This is a genomic window from Haladaptatus paucihalophilus DX253, from assembly GCF_000376445.1.
GTDB classification, from domain to species: domain Archaea; phylum Halobacteriota; class Halobacteria; order Halobacteriales; family Haladaptataceae; genus Haladaptatus; species Haladaptatus paucihalophilus.
Map to the genome: position 1 here is coordinate 1458733 of NZ_AQXI01000001.1, position 15742 is coordinate 1474474.

Below are 15742 nucleotides of genomic sequence, written 5' to 3' on the forward strand. Positions count from 1 at the left end.
TCGATTCGAGAAAATGTCGGACAATATGAGACACCGGGACGTGCGTTCGGGTCGATCCGGTCGCACCTACACCCGTTTTTGGGCCGACCACACCGCCACCCCGCCGAGCAACAGCGCCGGGATGAGCGGCAGGATGAGGTAAGCGAACTTGAACGGCAGATAGGGCGGATTGAGGTAGATGAGCAGCGGCGAAACGACGAACGCCAGTACGATTACGCCGACCAGAATCCACCCGCTCCGTCCGAACTCCCTCGATTCGCTGTTCTCGGTCATCATAACTCGCTATCGGGTTTTACCACCACTTTACCAAAGCCTTCCCGGTTTTCGAGCATCTCGTGGGCGCGGGCCGTCTCGCTCATCGGGAGGACCTCCCGAATCGCGGGTTCGAAGGTGCCGTCCCAGACGAGTTCCATCACGTCGTCCGCCTCGCCGAGGCTGGCCATCGTCGAACCGATGACCGAGAGCTGGTTCCAGAAGATTCGGTTGATGTCGGTTTCCGGTTGGCCCCCGGTGGTCGCACCACAGGTGACGATTCGTCCGCCCTTGGCGAGACTCTTGAGCGAATCCTGCCACGTGGCCTTGCCGATGTGGTCCACGACGACATCGACGCCGCGTCCGCCGGTCAGCTCGCGGATTTGCGAGGCGAAATCCTCTGCCTCGTAGTCGATAACGTGGTCGGCACCGAGTTCGCGGGCGTGTTCGAGTTTCGCCTCGCTGCTCCCCGTGGCGTACACCGTCGCCCCGGCGTAGTCGGCGATCTGAACCGCCGCGTGGCCGACGCCGCCGGACGCGCCGAGGACGAGAACGTGTTCGCCCGACGTGACGTCGGCGCGCGTGATGAGCATCCGCCACGCGGTCTGGAAGACGAGCGGGGCCGCCGCGGCCGTCTCCCACGAGACGCCCTCGGGAACCGAAAGCAGATTGTCCTCGGGGACGGCGGCGAGTTCGCTGTGAACGCCGCGGACGTGCTCGCCGATGATGTGGTAGTTGACGCACATCGAGTGCTCGCCGTGGCGGCAGAACTCGCACTTCCCGCAACTGACGCCCGCCGAGAGCGCAACGCGGTCGCCGGGTTCGAAGCGCGTCACGTCTTCGCCGACGTCCACGACCTCGCCCGCCCCGTCGCTGCCGGGGATGTGCGGCATGTCGAGGGTGATTCCGGGCAGTCCGCGGCGCGTCCACACGTCCAAGTGGTTCAGCGCGCCCGCCTTCACGTCGACGAGAACCTCGTCGCGTTCCGGTTCCGGGTCGGGGAAATCGCCGTATTCGATGACTTCGGTTCCGCCGTGTTCCGTGAACTGGACGGCCTTCATGCTTGCACCGTCGGCGGCGAAGACCAAAACTGTGTGCAAATCGGGGGTTCGTGTGGACTTTTGGGGTGGCCCGCCCAAGAGTCGGACATGACTAATCACGACGATAACGGCGGAGACCACAGCGACGGCCACGATGACACTGGACACGACGAGGGCGAACACGGCCACCACGACCACGAAGACGGTCACGACGGCCACAGCGACGATGAACACGGCCACCACAACCACGCGCACAACCACGACCACGACCATCACAGCCACGACGTGAGCGAACTCGGCTTCGCGGTCGTCACCGTCTCCTCGTCGCGGTCCGTGGACGACGACCCGGCGGGCAACGCCATCGCGGAACTCGTCGAGGATGCGGGACACGACGTCGTGACGCGGGAACTCGTCGCCGACGATCACGACGGGGTGCAGAAGACGGTGCACAACATCGTCGGGCGCGACGACGTGGGCGTCGTCGTCACGACCGGCGGCACCGGAGTCACGCCGGACGACGTGACGGTAGAGGCCGTTCGCCCGCTGCTCGAGAAGGAGCTACCCGGTTTCGGCGAACTGTTCCGGCGGCTCTCCTACGACGACATCGGGACGAAGATCGTCGGGACGCGAGCGACCGCGGGCGTCGCGAACGGCGTCGTGGTCTGTTGTCTCCCCGGGAGCGAGAACGCGGTTCGACTCGGCCTGTCCGAAATCATTCTCGAAGAGGCGGGCCACCTCGCCGGTCTCGCGCGCCGCGAGTGATATCAAAAGTGGAGCGGTTCCGCCGTCTCCCACCGCGAGGAGAACTGGCTGTTGACGTTCGCCGCGAACTCGGGGTCTTTGAGGTCTATCATGGCGAACGCCTCGCCGGGTGAGAGGGGATTCGCAACCTCGATGCACACCTCGATGTCGTCGATGAGGTTGAACGTGCCGTCGATTTCCGGCGTCGTCCGAACCGAAAACTGCGGATGGTCGGAGAGGGTCGATGCGTATCGCTGTCCGACGCTCTCGGGGAGCGTGCTGACGAGTTCCGGCGACATGAGGACGGACACGTCCACCCCGCGATCCAACGCGCGTTCGAGGTGCTCGGTAACGGTATCGCCGATATTTCCGATATCGAACGTCGGCGAGACGCGCCCGGCGACCATGTCGATGCGACGCTCCGCGGCGTCCAACCGCTCGATGAGCAGTTCGAGCGAGTCGTCCGCGCCGACCGCCGCCGTCCAGAACCCCTCCTCGATGGGTGGCTCAACGGCGTCCAGTTCGGTGCTCAACTCGTCGACGATATCTTCGTACTGGTTCGCCTTGGCGTTCAGTTCGTCCAGCTTGTCGTCCAGCAGTCGGTCGAGTGCGGTGCTGGGTTCGACCGCGACGTACTTCTTCGGACGGCTCGCGCTCTGACTCCGGACGAGATTGTGCGTCTCCAAACTGTTGAGAACGTCGTAAATCCGCCCCATCGGAACGTCGCTCACACGGGAGAGGTCCTTCGCCGTCGTCGGGCCGGTGTTCAACAGCGCCCGGTACGCGCGAGCTTCGTATTCGGAGAGACCCAAATCGCGGAGATTTGCCATATCTGGTGACATTAGGGCGACAGTATAAAAACGCTACGTGCGTTTTCCGGACGTTCGACCGAATGCCCGCTTATTTTCTCACGATCAGTTCAGAAGAAACTCGCCGCAAGTTCACTCAACTCCGCGGGCGACGTCGCCGCGTCCGAGACCGTTTCGCCATCGACGAGGCGGGCGGTGCCCCGCTCGTACTCGCCGTCGGGGGCGAGCACGACCACCTTCTCGTGGTCGGCGAGACGAAGCGCGGCGCGATGCAGGTTCGAACCCGGTTCGGTGGCGACGACGACTCGCAGGGGCGGACGACACAGCCGAGACGCGGCGGTTGCGTAGCCAGCCACCTGCACGCCGATTCTGTCCGCCGCACCGGCGAACGCGCCGATGGCGTCCCGTGCCGCGTCTTCGTACGCTTCCTCGCCCGTCAGCATGGCCAAATCGACCAGCGCGTCCGCGATTGCGGCGTTGTCGTCCACGGGGCGGAGCGACCGGTCGAGCAGGCCCGGTCCCTCCTCCGGCCCGTCGATGAACGCGCCGTCGTCCGTCTGTAGCGTGTCGATGGCGTGGTCGGCGACGGAGCGGGCAATGTCGAGATAGCCCTCCTCATCCCCGAGCACTTGCGCGGCGGTGACGAACGCTCGAATCACGGTGGCTTGGTCGGCGAGCAGGCCCCGCTCGCCCTCCTCGTCGCCGTCGCGGTAGTGGACGACCGCGCCGTCCTCGACGTACGATGCGAGGAAATCGAGGGTCCGCTCGGCGTAGCGGCGGGCGTGTTCGTCGTCCGTATAGGCGGTGTAGGTGAGCAGGGCGTCGGCGGCGAGCGCGTTCCGGTCGGCGAAGGCCGTGAAATCGACCGCCGGGGCTTCCCGGCTCTCGCGGTCGCTCACGTCGCCCTCGTAGTAGCCGTCGCCGGGTCGCTGGCTGCCGCCGAAGGCGTCGCCCTCCCAGAGCGTCGTCGTCAGGTACTCGACGGTCTTCGCGGCGGGGTCGCGGTAGCGTTCCTCGCCCGTGTACAGGTAGGCGTTCGCGTAGGCGCGCAACAGCGCGGCGTTCACGTCGAGCATCTTCTCGCGGTGAACGTCGTTCCACTCGCGGGTTCCGGCGTATCGGAAGAAGCCGCCCTCGTAGTCGTCGTAGAGGTTCGCCGTGATGGGCGAGAGCGTGGCGAGCGCTCGCTTCCGGTCCCGTTTCAGCGCGAACTCGACGGTCCGGGGAAGCGGAAACTTCGCGTCGTCTCCCCAACCGCCGTTGGTCGGGTCGAACCGGTCTTCCACCTGACCGACCAGCAGGCGCTCGATTTCGTCCGTGACCTCGCCCGCTGGGGGGTTCTGGTCGCGGACGGTTCGCGGGACTTGCGACGCCTCGCGTCCCTTGTGCTTCCAGAGGTCCCGTACCTGTCCGACGACCTGGCGCATGGTGTTCGCGTCGAGGAATGTCGCGCCGGTCAGGTGTTCGCCTTCGGGCGTGAGGAACACCGTCGTCGGGAAGCCGCCCATGTTGTATCGCTCCCTGACGCGCGGCTGACGGTCGATGTCGGCCCGAACCGGAATGAATGAGTCGTTGACGTTCGCCGCCAGCGTCGGCAGCGCGTAGGTCGTCTCGTCCATCTCGTGGCACCACGAACACCAGCGCGCCGACAGCGAGAGCAGGACGGGTTTGTCTTCCTCCCGCGCCTCCTCGAACGCCGCGTCACCCCACTCGCGCCACTCGACTTTCGTCCGTTCCGCAGAGTCGTCCATGGCGAGGCTTGGCGTCGAACGACGGAAGTGGTTTCGGAATCGGCATGCCGACGGAAGGGGACAAACTGCCGCAAATCGATAGCCGTCCGGCCAACGGGACGCGCGGTGGTCGCGGCGCGTTCGATATGAACGCGCCGCGACCACGCCCGGGGAAGGAACGGGGGCGCCGAGGATGGGCGGCCGTGCGGTTCCGGCCGCCCATCCACATGCGGTGCGGTCGTGGACCCTAGCAATCGTGGTGAAAACCGGTCGTCGTGTCGAAACCCTCGGCGGCGAACGGTCGAAAATGAACGATTTTCGGGATTCCACCGAGAAGACGAACAGCACGGATTCTCCGTTCGTGGGCAAAAACATGTAGAAACACGACATGTCGTTTCGAATATGAGTCCGAAAGCGAAACACCTGCTCGGCGCGTGCCTTCTCGTCGTCGGTGCCCTCCTCGTTCTCTCTCTGCACGTGTACCCGTTCCACTACGGTTTTACAGAAAGCGGCGTTCTCGCGGGACTGCTCTCGTCTGCCTCGCGCTGGTCGAAATCGTCCTCGACAACGCGTCGATCTGAGTTTCGAGGCGCCGACCACCGAGCGGTACGCTCAGATAGCCTCGCGCTCCGCGTCGATTCGCTCCGCGTACGCCGACGCGACGGTATCGAGAATCTCCTCACCGGCCTCCGTAGTCCCTTCGCGCGGGTCGCCGAGGACGCCGTTCTCGGTGATGGACTGAAACCCCTCGCTCAGCAACCGAGAGACGGAAATCTCCTCCTCGTGGCCGACTTCGAGTTCGTCGGTTCGGACCAGCCCCTCGTCTATCGCCAGTACCATCGCCGTCTCCGCGGCCCCCGCGTGAATCACGTCCTCTTGGTACTCCACGCCGCCCTTTCGGAGGCCCTCGTTCTGGAGTTCCATGAGGTCCGCGAGGTCAGCGAGCGCGATGACGTTCGCGTCGATGTCGCGGGCGACCTCCGGAGCGACGGTGTTGACGGGTGCGAAGTTGCCGCCGTGAGTCGGAACGAGGACGATGTGTTCGAAGCCGTGTTCGTCCAACGACTTGCAGTACGCGCGAATCAAGTCCATGAGCACCGCCGCGGGAATCGTTATCGTTCCTGGGAACTCCATGTGATGCCCCGAACAGCCGGGACGAACAGTCGGTGCGGCCAGCGCGTCGCCGAGTTTCTCCGCGATTCGTTTCGCCAGTTCGTCGCCCGCCAGCGTGTCCATTATCAGCGGGAGATGCGGACCGTGTTGTTCGACCGACCCGACCGCTACGATAACGGTCCGTCTTCCATCGTCGAGGGCGGCTTCGACTTCCGGCCAGCTGTGCTCCGCGAGTTCGGTGTTCGAATTCGTCGTCATGTCTGTTACGGTGTGTGAGTGTCGCAATCGAACGGGCAGAAATCACCCGGTAGCTGTGAAGATGAACCGAAAAAGAATCGACGTTCGCGTCGGCGCTCAGTCGTGAATCTCGACGGATTCGAGAACCACGTCGTCGAGCGGTTTGTCCTGCGGGTTCGTATCAACGTTGCCGATCTCTTCGACGACGTCCATGCCGTCGATGACCTCGCCGAACACGGCGTGGCGGTTGTCGAGGTGCGGTTGAGCGTCGAGCGTGATGAAGAACTGCGAACCGTTGGTGTTCGGGCCGGAGTTCGCCATCGAGAGGATGCCCGGACCGTCGTGGGAGAGTTCGGGGTGGAACTCGTCGTCGAACTGGTAGCCGGGACCGCCGCGGCCGGTTCCGGTCGGGTCGCCGCCCTGAATCATGAAGCCGTCGATGACGCGGTGGAAGAGTACGTCGTCGTAGAGCGGTTGGTCGGTCATTCGGTCGCCCGACTGCGGGTCCGTCCATTCGCGCTCGCCGGTCGCCAGACCGACGAAGTTTCCGACGGTTCGGGGTGCGCGTTCGTCGAACAGTCGAACCTCGATGTCGCCGTGATTCGTGTGAAGCGTGGCCGTTAGGTCGTCTGCCATGTCCGAACGGTCGGCCTCCAAGGAAAAAAGACGTTCTATCTATCGACCGGCCGTCGTGTACAGCAGGGGCGCGATGACCAGCAACACGACGCCGAGATAGGCGTACGTGGCCGGTGCCCCCATCGACACGATGAGGAGGAACAGAATGCCGAACAGAATCGAGTTCAGCGAGAGTACTTTCCGTGACTTCAGCGGAATCGAAGCCACGAGCGAAACCGCGAACAGCGCGAAAATCGCGTCTCCGACGTTGATTTTGAGAAGGAAGTCGTCGACGAGCGGTAATGGGACGAACTCGAACATTCCTGTCCGAAAGTCGGTGTGAGTTCTCCTTTAAACTTCCGCTATGCCCCGCTCGAACCGGTCAACTCCAGCGGTCTGATCCAGACGTACCAGATTACGACGGCGGCCGAGAGATAACCGGTGTAGAAGATCACGGACCCGAGTAGACCGTATCCGCTCTGGGTCAGGACGTATTTCAGCATGCCCGGCACGATGACGCCGAGCGCCATCGCCAGGCCGAACCGAACCTTCTTCGCGGCGTTCCCTGTGCTCATACCACCGGCTTCGTACTCCACTTGCGTGAATCGCACGGTTTTGCCCGCCGAGAGGTAAGCGACTGCACACGAGTCACTTGTCGATGTCGTCCGGGAGATGGACTGAAAGAGGAACGGTTTACCGCGCTCGCACCGTCACCTCGACCGGATTTGCCGGGTGCAAGGTGACGAGCGGAACGAGGTCCAACGGCGCGGTGGAAACGAGGTCGAACTCGAATCGCGTGCCGAGCGTCGCCAGCACGAGTTTCGCCTCGCGCATGGCGAAGCCGTCGCCGATACACTTGCGCGGGCCGCCGCCGAACGGGAAGTAAGCGAACGGCGGGAGGTCGCGGCGGAACTCGTCCGTCCAACGCTCGGGGCGGAATTCCCACGAGTCGGAGAAAAACCGCTCGTCGTGGTGGACGACCCACTGCGGCGTGGAGACGATGGTGTCCGCCGGGACGTGGAATCCGGCGAGTTCGTCCGCCGCTGCCGCCTGCCGATAGACGACGTAGGCGGGCGGATACAGTCGCATCGTCTCCGTCACGATGTTGTCGAGGTAATCGAGGTCCGCGAGGTCGGCGACCGTCGGCGTCCCCTCCACCACCGAATCGAGTTCGTCGTGAAATCGCTCCGCGACCTCGGGGTGTTTCGAGAGCAGATACCACGCGTACGTGAGCGTCAAGGCCGTCGTGTCGTGGCCAGCGAGCAACATCGTCATCATCTCGTTGCGGACGCTCTCGTCGGAGAGCGCTCCATCGTCGCGTCGGTCGAGCAACACGCCGAGCAGGTCGTCCTCGTCGCCGGTGTACTCGTGTTGCCGTCGGATTTCTCGAAGGATTCGGTCCAATCTATCAACGGCGCGGCGATACCGCACGTTTCGCGGCGTCGGTATCTCCTCGGGGACGAATCCCTGCGGACCGGGTTGGAAGCGCTCGCCGACTTCCATCAGGGCTTCCCGAATCGCGCGTTCCATCCCGTCGATTCGAGCGCCGAGCAGGCTCTCGACGACGATTCTGAGGGTGAGTTCCGACATCTCGGCGTGGATGTCGGTGTGCTCACCGTCGGAAAACGAGTCGGCCAACTCGGTCGTATCGCGGACGATTATCTCCCCGTACTCGTCCAGTTTCTCGCCGTAGAAGGACGGTTGCATGGCCTTACGCTGACGCTGCCAGTGGTCGCCGTCGCTGGTCAGCAGACCGTCGCCGAGGAGACCACCGAGTCCCTCGTCGCCGCCCAGACTCGGCTTGCGGTAGTTCGCGGCGTTCGTCACGAGGACGCGTCGGATGGCCGCCGGGTCGGTCACCTGGTAGACCTCCGTCCCGTACACGTCGATGCGGGCCACGTCGCCGTACTCGCGTGCGACGCGCTCCATGAACCCCAGCGGGTCGTCCGCGTACTGCAGGCTCGACCCCAGAAACGGTACCCCCTCCGGTCCCGATGGTACCCGGTTCGCCATGGTTGTGATTGGGTCGCACGCGCTAAGAACCTGCGCCCGAACGAGTGGAAGAATTTTTACAAATTCTAGTGGAGAAGTTCGAACGGCGGGCGGACCTACTGTTGGAGAACGAGACGGTCGGGGACGTGACAGCGCGGCATGAACGGGAGCGGCGGAAGCGGGAACGGTAATTCGACTGACGGCGGTTTCTTCCGAGTTTTCGAAGAACGGACCGAGCGCCACAACCGATTTCAGTGACTCTCCCGACGAGAACCCATGGAGAACGAAGGGGCGGAAACCGACTATCCGAATTGGCGCGGACTTGCGAAACACCTGCTGACGGGGGTGGCGGTCATCTCGTTCGTCTGGGTGGTACGGAAAGTGCAGAAGAGCCGAAGCAGTTGCTGACGGTCGTAAAGTGGTGGAGAATCGAACCGCGAGAGAGAACTCTCGAAGGCTCGTCGTCCCTCCAGAAATCACGAGTCCCGTTCACGGGTTCTCCGTCCAATGCTCAATCGATGGGACCTTTTATCTACCTGAGGTAGTGGGCACATGGCCCTGAAAAAGAGCCTTCTGAGCGGTTTCGTAGCATTCATCGTCGCAACAGCCGCCGCGCGTATCGTCGGCGGGAAAGAACTCGGGACGCGGATCGGCATCTTGACCGGGGTGTCAGTGGCCCTGAGCACGTGGGTATCCAGTCGTCGGAGTGCGGCGGAAACCGAACTCGAAGACGAAACGACGGCTGCGTAATCGGACAAGAGCGTGAAGTAGAAGATAAACCGTGTATTTTTGCACACGTCGATAGATCGAACGACCCGTCCGGTTTCGGGAAGGGGTTCACAGCGACCACCTCTGGCTATGGAAATCGCCAGAAGGCGTAGATAGCCGTCGGGAAACAAGTTCAACGTCACACGAAAAGCGGGTCGCTGTAGAATGTGAGTACCGTAAGATTAGTTGGCTGGGGAGGTTGCGCCCCGTTTTCGATCGGTCAAAGACCGAGTGAAATTGGGATGGGCCAACGCGGATTTGAACCGCGGACCTCCCGGTTATCAGCCGAGCGCTCAACCTAACTGAGCTATTGGCCCCGGTTGGACGCATTTACTCGTTGCCGGTTGTGAGTTTTAAGGGTTTCCTTTCTCCTCCGAGTCGTCATCGAAATCGATATCATAGGCGTCCGAATCTACCCGGTACGTGTCACCACTGGAGCCGTTCGAGGAGGTCGTGTTGCCCGAATTTCCGGTTCCGGTGACGTTGCCGCCGTTGGGGAAGCCGAAGGTGTAGACGTTGCCCGTGGCGAATCCGCCGGTCTGTTTGTCGAGGTAGGGCGTGATGACCCACTTTTTCGCCACCGTACGGAACACCGCACGCGTGGGCGGGAGCGCGAACAGGAACCCGAGCGTGTCCGTGATGAGGCCGGGCGTGAGCAGGAAGGCACCCGAGACGAGCAGGAAGCCGCCGTCGATGATTCGGTTCGTCGGGGCGTCCCCGCGTGCGAGGTCGGTTTGAATCCGTCTGATGGTGTGTCTCCCTTCGGCACGGACGAGCATCATGCCGATGAGGGCGGTCAGTACGACGAGCGCGACGGTGATCATCCAGCCGATCTGCGAGGCGACGAAGATGAGGAACAGCCCGTCGAGTAACGGTATCAACAGCAACAGCGCCAGCAACCGTTTCCACATGATTCGACGTAGTGGTTCAGGCTGTAAAACCCTTTACCTGCAGATATGTACTCGAAGAGGCGAACGTGAGGAAGGAAAAATCCCCTGCTGAAACGCCGATTGCGCCCACGACAATTGTTCTTTCGTTCAGTTCTGGACACCGCCCCCCGCTTTCCGTCCTGTAATCCCCGGAATCCTCCCGAACAACGCAAATCTGCTCGTGGATTTCCGAAATTCGAAATTCAGTTTCGTTCCTCGTAATGATTCGTGGGGCTTATTACGATGTACGAACTTCACACCGATAACAGCCATGAGTGAGGACACCGAGGACAGGACGATTTTGCTCATCGGAAGCGGACCCATCCAAATAGGGCAGGCAGCGGAGTTCGACTACTCCGGCGCACAGGCCTGCCGCGCGCTACAGGAAGAGGGGGCGCGAGTCGTTCTCGTGAACTCCAACCCGGCGACCATCATGACCGACCCGGAGATGGCCGACGAGGTGTACATCGAACCCATCACGACGGAAGCCATCGCCGAAATCATCCGGAAGGAGCGCCCGGACGGCGTTATCGCCGGACTGGGTGGACAGACGGGACTGAACGTCACCGCCGAACTCAGCGAGGAGGGCATCCTCGACGAGTACGACGTGGAGATAATGGGAACGCCCCTCGACACCATCTACGCCACCGAAGACCGCGACCTCTTCCGCGAGCGGATGCAGGACTTGGGCCAACCGATGCCGCGTTCGACGACCATCACGCTCGACGAGGGCGAATCGGTCACGGAGTTGGACGAGGACGCGCTGGGTGAACGAGTCGAGGAAGCAGTGGAAACGGTCGGCGGCCTCCCCGTCATCTCGCGGACGACCTACACCCTCGGCGGGTCCGGGTCCGGCGTCGTCCACGAGATGGACGAACTGAAAGAGCGCGTGCGGAAGGGGCTGCGCCTCTCGCGCAACAACGAGGTGCTCATCACGGAATCCATCGAGGGATGGGTCGAACTGGAGTACGAGGTGATGCGCGACGCCGACGACTCGTGTATCATCATCTGCAACATGGAGAACCTCGACCCGATGGGGATTCACACGGGCGAGTCCACCGTCGTCACGCCCTCGCAGGTCATCCCCGACGAGGGACACCAAGAGATGCGCGACGTGGCCCTCGAAGTCATCCGCGATTTGGGGATTCAGGGCGGGTGTAATATCCAGTTCGCGTGGCACGACGACGGCACGCCCGGCGGCGAGTACCGCGTCGTCGAAGTGAACCCGCGCGTCTCGCGTTCCTCGGCGCTGGCCTCCAAGGCGACGGGCTACCCCATCGCCCGCGTCACGGCGAAGGTCGCGCTCGGTAAGCGCCTGCACGAAATCGAGAACGAGATCACGGGCGAAACCACGGCGGCGTTCGAACCCGCCATCGACTACGTGGTGACGAAGGTTCCGCGCTGGCCCAAGGACAAGTTCGACGACGTGGACTTCGAACTCAGCACCGCGATGAAATCGACCGGCGAAGCGATGGCCATCGGGCGCACCTTCGAGGAGAGCCTCCTCAAAGCCCTCCGCAGTTCCGAGTACGAACCCGACGCGGAGTGGGACGAAATTTCCGACGACGAACTCGAAACCCACTATCTCGAACGGCCGAGCCCCGACCGCCCGTACGCCATGTTCGAGGCGTTCGAGCGCGGCTACACCGCCGAACAGGTCGCAGACCTGACCGGCATCGAATCGTGGTACGTCGAGCGCTACGGCCGCATCGCGGAATCGGTCGAGGCCGCACAGGACGGCGAGTTCGCCCCGGCGGCCGAGAAAGGGTTCACGAACCAGGAGGTCGCAGCGATGGCCGGTGCCGACGTCGGGTCGGTCGAGACGGCCGCACCCGAGCGCTCGTTCAAGCAGGTCGATACCTGTGCGGGCGAGTTCGCCGCCTCGACGCCGTACTACTACTCCGCGCGGTCCGCCCGCGAGACGAACGTGTTCGGCAACGACGAACTGCAGGTGAATCCCGACGTGGAGAGCGTCGTGGTCGTCGGCGGCGGCCCGATTCGCATCGGGCAGGGCGTCGAGTTCGACTACTGTTCGGTCCACGCGGTCCGCGCGCTCCGCGAGATGGGCATCGAGGCCCACGTCGTGAACAACAATCCGGAGACGGTTTCGACGGACTACGACACCTCCGACGGCCTGTTCTTCGAACCGATAACGGCGGAAGAGGTCGCCGACGTCATCGAGGCGACGAACGCCGACGGCGTGATGGTCCAGTTCGGCGGTCAGACCTCGGTCGATATCGGTCACCCGCTGGAGGAAGAACTCGAACGCCGGGACCTCGACTGCAAGGTCCTCGGCACCACGGTGGATGCCATGGACCTCGCGGAGGACCGCGACCGCTTCAACCGCCTGATGGACGACTTGGGAATCGAACAGCCGACCGGCGGGAGCGCGACGAGCGAGGAGGAAGCCCTCGAACTCGCGCACGACATCGGCTACCCCGTCCTCGTGCGTCCGTCCTACGTCCTCGGTGGCCGCGCGATGGACATCGTGTACGACGACGACGAACTCACGGAGTACATCGAGGAGGCGGTCCGCGTCTCGCCCGACAAACCCATCCTCGTGGACGAGTTCCTCGCCGACGCGGTGGAACTGGATGTGGACGCCGTTTCCGACGGCGAGAATATCGTCATCGGCGGCATCATGGAGCACGTCGAGAGCGCGGGCGTCCACTCGGGCGACTCGGCCTGCATGATTCCGACTCGCTCGCTGTCCGAGGAGACGCTCTCTCGCGTCCGTGACGTGACTGAAGACATCGCCCGCGCCCTCGATACGGTCGGGCTGCTCAACGTCCAGTTGGCCGTTCAGGACGGAACGGTCTACGTCCTCGAAGCCAACCCGCGTTCCTCGCGGACGGTACCGTTCGTCTCGAAGGCGACGGGCGTCCCGATAGCGAAACTCGCGGCGAAGGTGATGGCCGGGGAGACGCTTGCTGACCTCGATGCCGCCGAACAGATTCCCGAGCAGACGAGCGTGAAAGAGGTCGTCCTCCCGTTCGACCGCCTCTCCGGGTCCGACCCGCGCCTCGGCCCGGAGATGAAATCGACGGGTGAAGTGATGGGCACCGCCGACTCGTTCGGCAAGGCCTACGAGAAGGCCCAATCCGCCGCCTCGAACGCGCTTCCGACGGAGGGCGTTGCGGTCGTCGAACTCGACGTGGACGGCTTCGGCGACTACTACGAACTCGCCGAGTTCGAGGACACCGCGAAGGCGGTCCGGGAAGGCAAAATCGACCTCCTCGTGAGCGACGACCGCGAGGCATTGGAGATGGCTGTCGAGGAGGATATCACGTACTTCACGACCGCCGCCAGCGCGACGGCGGCGGTCGAAGCGCTCGGCGCGCGCGACGAACCGATTTGCGTGCAGTCGGTCGGCGACAGGCCGAAGGTCGAGCGCGAGTGGGGTCGCTAACCGCTCGACGTTCGACTCAGGCCGGCTGTAGGTAGAACTCGTTTTTCGACCACAGGTTGCGGCTCGAATCCCCGTTCGAGAACTGCGCTTTCACTTCGTTCCCGGAGATAGTTCGTTTTCCCATCGACGATGAGTCGTAGTGGTTCATCGACGCCGCGCTCGACGGCTGGAAGCCGATGAAGTTCTCGCGGGTGTCATCGTCCCATGCGGAGTTGAGCTTCAACTGCCACTGGTTGTACTCGCTGGTCGGCGAGGACTCGTCCACGACCTCGACGTTCGGTTGGGAGTACGACCAGCTTATACCCGCCGTAACCGACGCCGTCATCCAACCGGCGCTCACACTGAGCGAATAGCTGGTCGACGACGACCCGCCTTGGGTTCCGTACGGTTTCCACTGCCCGTAGTCCACGTCGGTGTTACCCATCTCGCTCTGGTTCCAGCGGTGGAATACGCGACCCCATTCGTTCTTGTAATCGGACCCGTACTTGGACGTGCCGGGTTCGTAACCCGCCGGGGAGTGGAGCGCGTGGACATCGCCCTCGGAACTGCCGAGCGTGTCAATGAACCAGTAGAACGTGGAACCGACCGTGCCGTACGGGTCTTCGAGGTATTCGAGCTTCTGTGAGAACACCTGCTCCATGTTGTTCGTATCGGAGACCATCCCACCAGCCATCGTGGTAACCTGCTCGGATGTTTCGATGGCCGAGGAGATGTCCGCGACGTGACTGTCGAATTGGTCGTGAATCTGGGCTTCAGCGCGTCCCGACTCCGCCTGTGGCTCCGTCATGTCCTCACCGGCGATGCCGACGTAAGAGCGCCCGACACCGTTCGCGTCGAAGCCGTAGGCGTACGCCACGACCTCGCCGGAACTCGTCACCTGCTCGCTCGCCGGGATGGCTGCGGGGGCGCGACCGTTTTTCCGTTCGAAATCGCGGGCGGCCTGCCGTCGAACTGCTCGTCGCCGTTCGTTGGAGATGGCCGCGCCTCCCGACGCCTTCGCCGTGTAAACCGCGCTTCCCTGTGGTTGCTTCTGGTTCAGTTCCGCACTGGCAAGACCGGTCCCACCGACGATGCTCGTCAGTCCGAGCGCGCCGGTTTTGAGAATTGCCCGCCTGTCAGGTTGCGTTCCGTCCGTATCTCCGTTGTAGCTTCTCTTCATAGCTGCAGATTATTTAATAGAGTGCAATAATAAATAATTAATCTAGACCTTAGTAAATTTATTATTTTATTACTTATGCAAATATATGGGTAGAGACGTGTAGCGATCCCGGTGAGTCGGCACGACACCGTTGGCCGCGAGACCTTTCAGGGTTCTACGCCTACCCACGCTACAATGTCGAACGAAATCGAGCGACTGCTCGTCGCGGGTGCCAGCGGCGGAACGGGACGTGAACTTCTCCGGCGACTGCGCGATACGGATATCACCGTCAGGGCGATGACTCGCTCGCGCGAGAAGGAGCGAACGCTGTCGGAAGACGGTGCGGACGAGGTTATCGTCGGCGACCTGCTGGACCCGGCGGACGCCTCCCGCGCCGTCGCCGACTGCAACGGCGTCCTCTGTGCTGTCGGGTCATCGCCGGGATTGCACGCTCTGATGGGCGACCTCGTGGACGGGACGGGCGTCGAGAACCTCGTCCATGCGGCCGTCGCCGCCGACGTCGAGCACTTCGTCTTCGAGAGTTCCATCGGCGTCGGCGACTCCCGTGAAGGGATTCCCGCCCCGTTTCGATTCCTCCTCTGGCGCGTCCTCAACGCGAAAAATCACGCCGAATCCGTGCTTCGGACCTCGGGTGTTCCGTACACCATCATCCGCCCCGGCGGACTGACGAACGCGCCCGCGACCGGTGACGTGTTGGTCGGCGAGGGCGGCGAAACCGTCTCCGGGTCCATCCCGCGTGCGGACGTCGCTCGACTGATGCTCGCCTCACTCTTTACGCCAGAAGCCGAGAACCGGACGTTCGAAGTCGTCAGTCGGGACGGCCACCGCGGAACGTCGCGGGGGCTGGTCGAACTCGATTGGAACGTCCCGGGCGAGAAAGGAATCGAAATCGAGGAATAATCGGAAAACGGTACGTCGCGTTACCGCCGATAATCAGCGGTCGGTGAG

At 63.1% G+C, this 15742-nt stretch carries 16 protein-coding genes and 1 tRNA gene; 5 read left to right on the forward strand and 12 right to left on the reverse strand.

Features of this window, described 5'->3' with window-relative positions; genetic code table 11:
- Window positions 1–66 precede the first annotated feature (66 nt).
- On the reverse strand, window positions 67–273 hold the full coding sequence (locus tag B208_RS0108205) for a hypothetical protein (RefSeq protein ID WP_007976919.1): 207 nt from the start codon (window positions 271–273) through the stop codon (window positions 67–69).
- Window positions 273–1313 carry a zinc-binding dehydrogenase gene (locus tag B208_RS0108210; protein ID WP_007976917.1) on the reverse strand — a complete coding sequence of 347 codons (1041 nt, stop codon included), beginning with the start codon at window positions 1311–1313 and terminating at the stop codon, window positions 273–275. The genes B208_RS0108205 and B208_RS0108210 overlap by 1 nt, the downstream gene beginning before the upstream one ends.
- Window positions 1314–1400: 87 nt before the next feature.
- Here B208_RS0108210 and B208_RS0108215 point away from each other — a divergent pair, with 87 nt between their 5' ends.
- Window positions 1401–2054 (forward strand): MogA/MoaB family molybdenum cofactor biosynthesis protein, encoded by a 654-nt coding sequence (locus B208_RS0108215; protein ID WP_007976915.1) that lies wholly within the window; start codon window positions 1401–1403, stop codon window positions 2052–2054.
- Between the two features lie 2 nt (window positions 2055–2056).
- On the opposite strand, the gene B208_RS0108220 is transcribed toward B208_RS0108215, so the two are convergent.
- From B208_RS0108220 to B208_RS0108255, 7 genes are all read right to left on the reverse strand, one after another.
- The gene (locus B208_RS0108220) at window positions 2057–2863 is read right to left on the reverse strand and encodes a TrmB family transcriptional regulator (protein ID WP_007976913.1); all 807 of its coding nucleotides are present in this window, start codon (window positions 2861–2863) and stop codon (window positions 2057–2059) included.
- Between the two features lie 89 nt (window positions 2864–2952).
- Complete coding sequence (locus tag B208_RS0108225) at window positions 2953–4593, reverse strand: DUF255 domain-containing protein (protein ID WP_007976911.1); 1641 nt, start codon at window positions 4591–4593, stop codon at window positions 2953–2955.
- A gap of 591 nt (window positions 4594–5184) precedes the next feature.
- Window positions 5185–5943 (reverse strand): creatininase family protein, encoded by a 759-nt coding sequence (locus tag B208_RS0108235; protein WP_007976907.1) that lies wholly within the window; start codon window positions 5941–5943, stop codon window positions 5185–5187.
- A 96-nt stretch (window positions 5944–6039) separates the two neighbouring features.
- Complete coding sequence (locus B208_RS0108240) at window positions 6040–6558, reverse strand: peptidylprolyl isomerase (protein WP_026177782.1); 519 nt, start codon at window positions 6556–6558, stop codon at window positions 6040–6042.
- A 39-nt stretch (window positions 6559–6597) separates the two neighbouring features.
- Window positions 6598–6858, reverse strand: coding sequence for a hypothetical protein (locus tag B208_RS0108245; protein WP_007976904.1), 261 nt, complete (start codon window positions 6856–6858; stop codon window positions 6598–6600).
- 41 nt (window positions 6859–6899) lie between these two features.
- Window positions 6900–7112 carry a hypothetical protein gene (locus tag B208_RS0108250; RefSeq protein ID WP_018128813.1) on the reverse strand — a complete coding sequence of 71 codons (213 nt, stop codon included), beginning with the start codon at window positions 7110–7112 and terminating at the stop codon, window positions 6900–6902.
- A gap of 118 nt (window positions 7113–7230) precedes the next feature.
- Window positions 7231–8550, reverse strand: a complete 1320-nt coding sequence (locus B208_RS0108255) for a cytochrome P450 (protein ID WP_007976900.1) — start codon at window positions 8548–8550, stop codon at window positions 7231–7233.
- 255 nt (window positions 8551–8805) lie between these two features.
- Between B208_RS0108255 and B208_RS24925 the strand changes: the two genes are divergently transcribed.
- Entirely contained in the window at window positions 8806–8937 is a 132-nt protein-coding gene (locus tag B208_RS24925) for a hypothetical protein (protein ID WP_007976896.1), read from the forward strand.
- Window positions 8938–9081: 144 nt separating this feature from the next.
- The gene (locus B208_RS0108270) at window positions 9082–9279 is read left to right on the forward strand and encodes a hypothetical protein (RefSeq protein ID WP_007976894.1); all 198 of its coding nucleotides are present in this window, start codon (window positions 9082–9084) and stop codon (window positions 9277–9279) included.
- A gap of 261 nt (window positions 9280–9540) precedes the next feature.
- Here B208_RS0108270 and B208_RS0108275 read toward each other — a convergent pair.
- Window positions 9541–9614, reverse strand: a tRNA-Ile gene (locus tag B208_RS0108275).
- Between the two features lie 36 nt (window positions 9615–9650).
- Window positions 9651–10208, reverse strand: coding sequence for an FxsA family protein (locus tag B208_RS0108280; protein ID WP_007976892.1), 558 nt, complete (start codon window positions 10206–10208; stop codon window positions 9651–9653).
- 289 nt (window positions 10209–10497) lie between these two features.
- Here B208_RS0108280 and carB point away from each other — a divergent pair, with 289 nt between their 5' ends.
- Window positions 10498–13635: a carbamoyl-phosphate synthase large subunit gene (gene carB, locus B208_RS0108285; protein WP_007976891.1), complete on the forward strand. Its 3138-nt coding sequence runs from the start codon at window positions 10498–10500 to the stop codon at window positions 13633–13635.
- Window positions 13636–13651: 16 nt separating this feature from the next.
- Here the strand turns inward: carB and B208_RS0108290 are convergent, their stop codons facing one another.
- Complete coding sequence (locus B208_RS0108290) at window positions 13652–14794, reverse strand: hypothetical protein (protein ID WP_007976889.1); 1143 nt, start codon at window positions 14792–14794, stop codon at window positions 13652–13654.
- A 174-nt stretch (window positions 14795–14968) separates the two neighbouring features.
- Between B208_RS0108290 and B208_RS0108295 the strand changes: the two genes are divergently transcribed.
- The gene (locus B208_RS0108295) at window positions 14969–15694 is read left to right on the forward strand and encodes an SDR family oxidoreductase (RefSeq protein ID WP_007976887.1); all 726 of its coding nucleotides are present in this window, start codon (window positions 14969–14971) and stop codon (window positions 15692–15694) included.
- Window positions 15695–15742 lie beyond the last annotated feature (48 nt).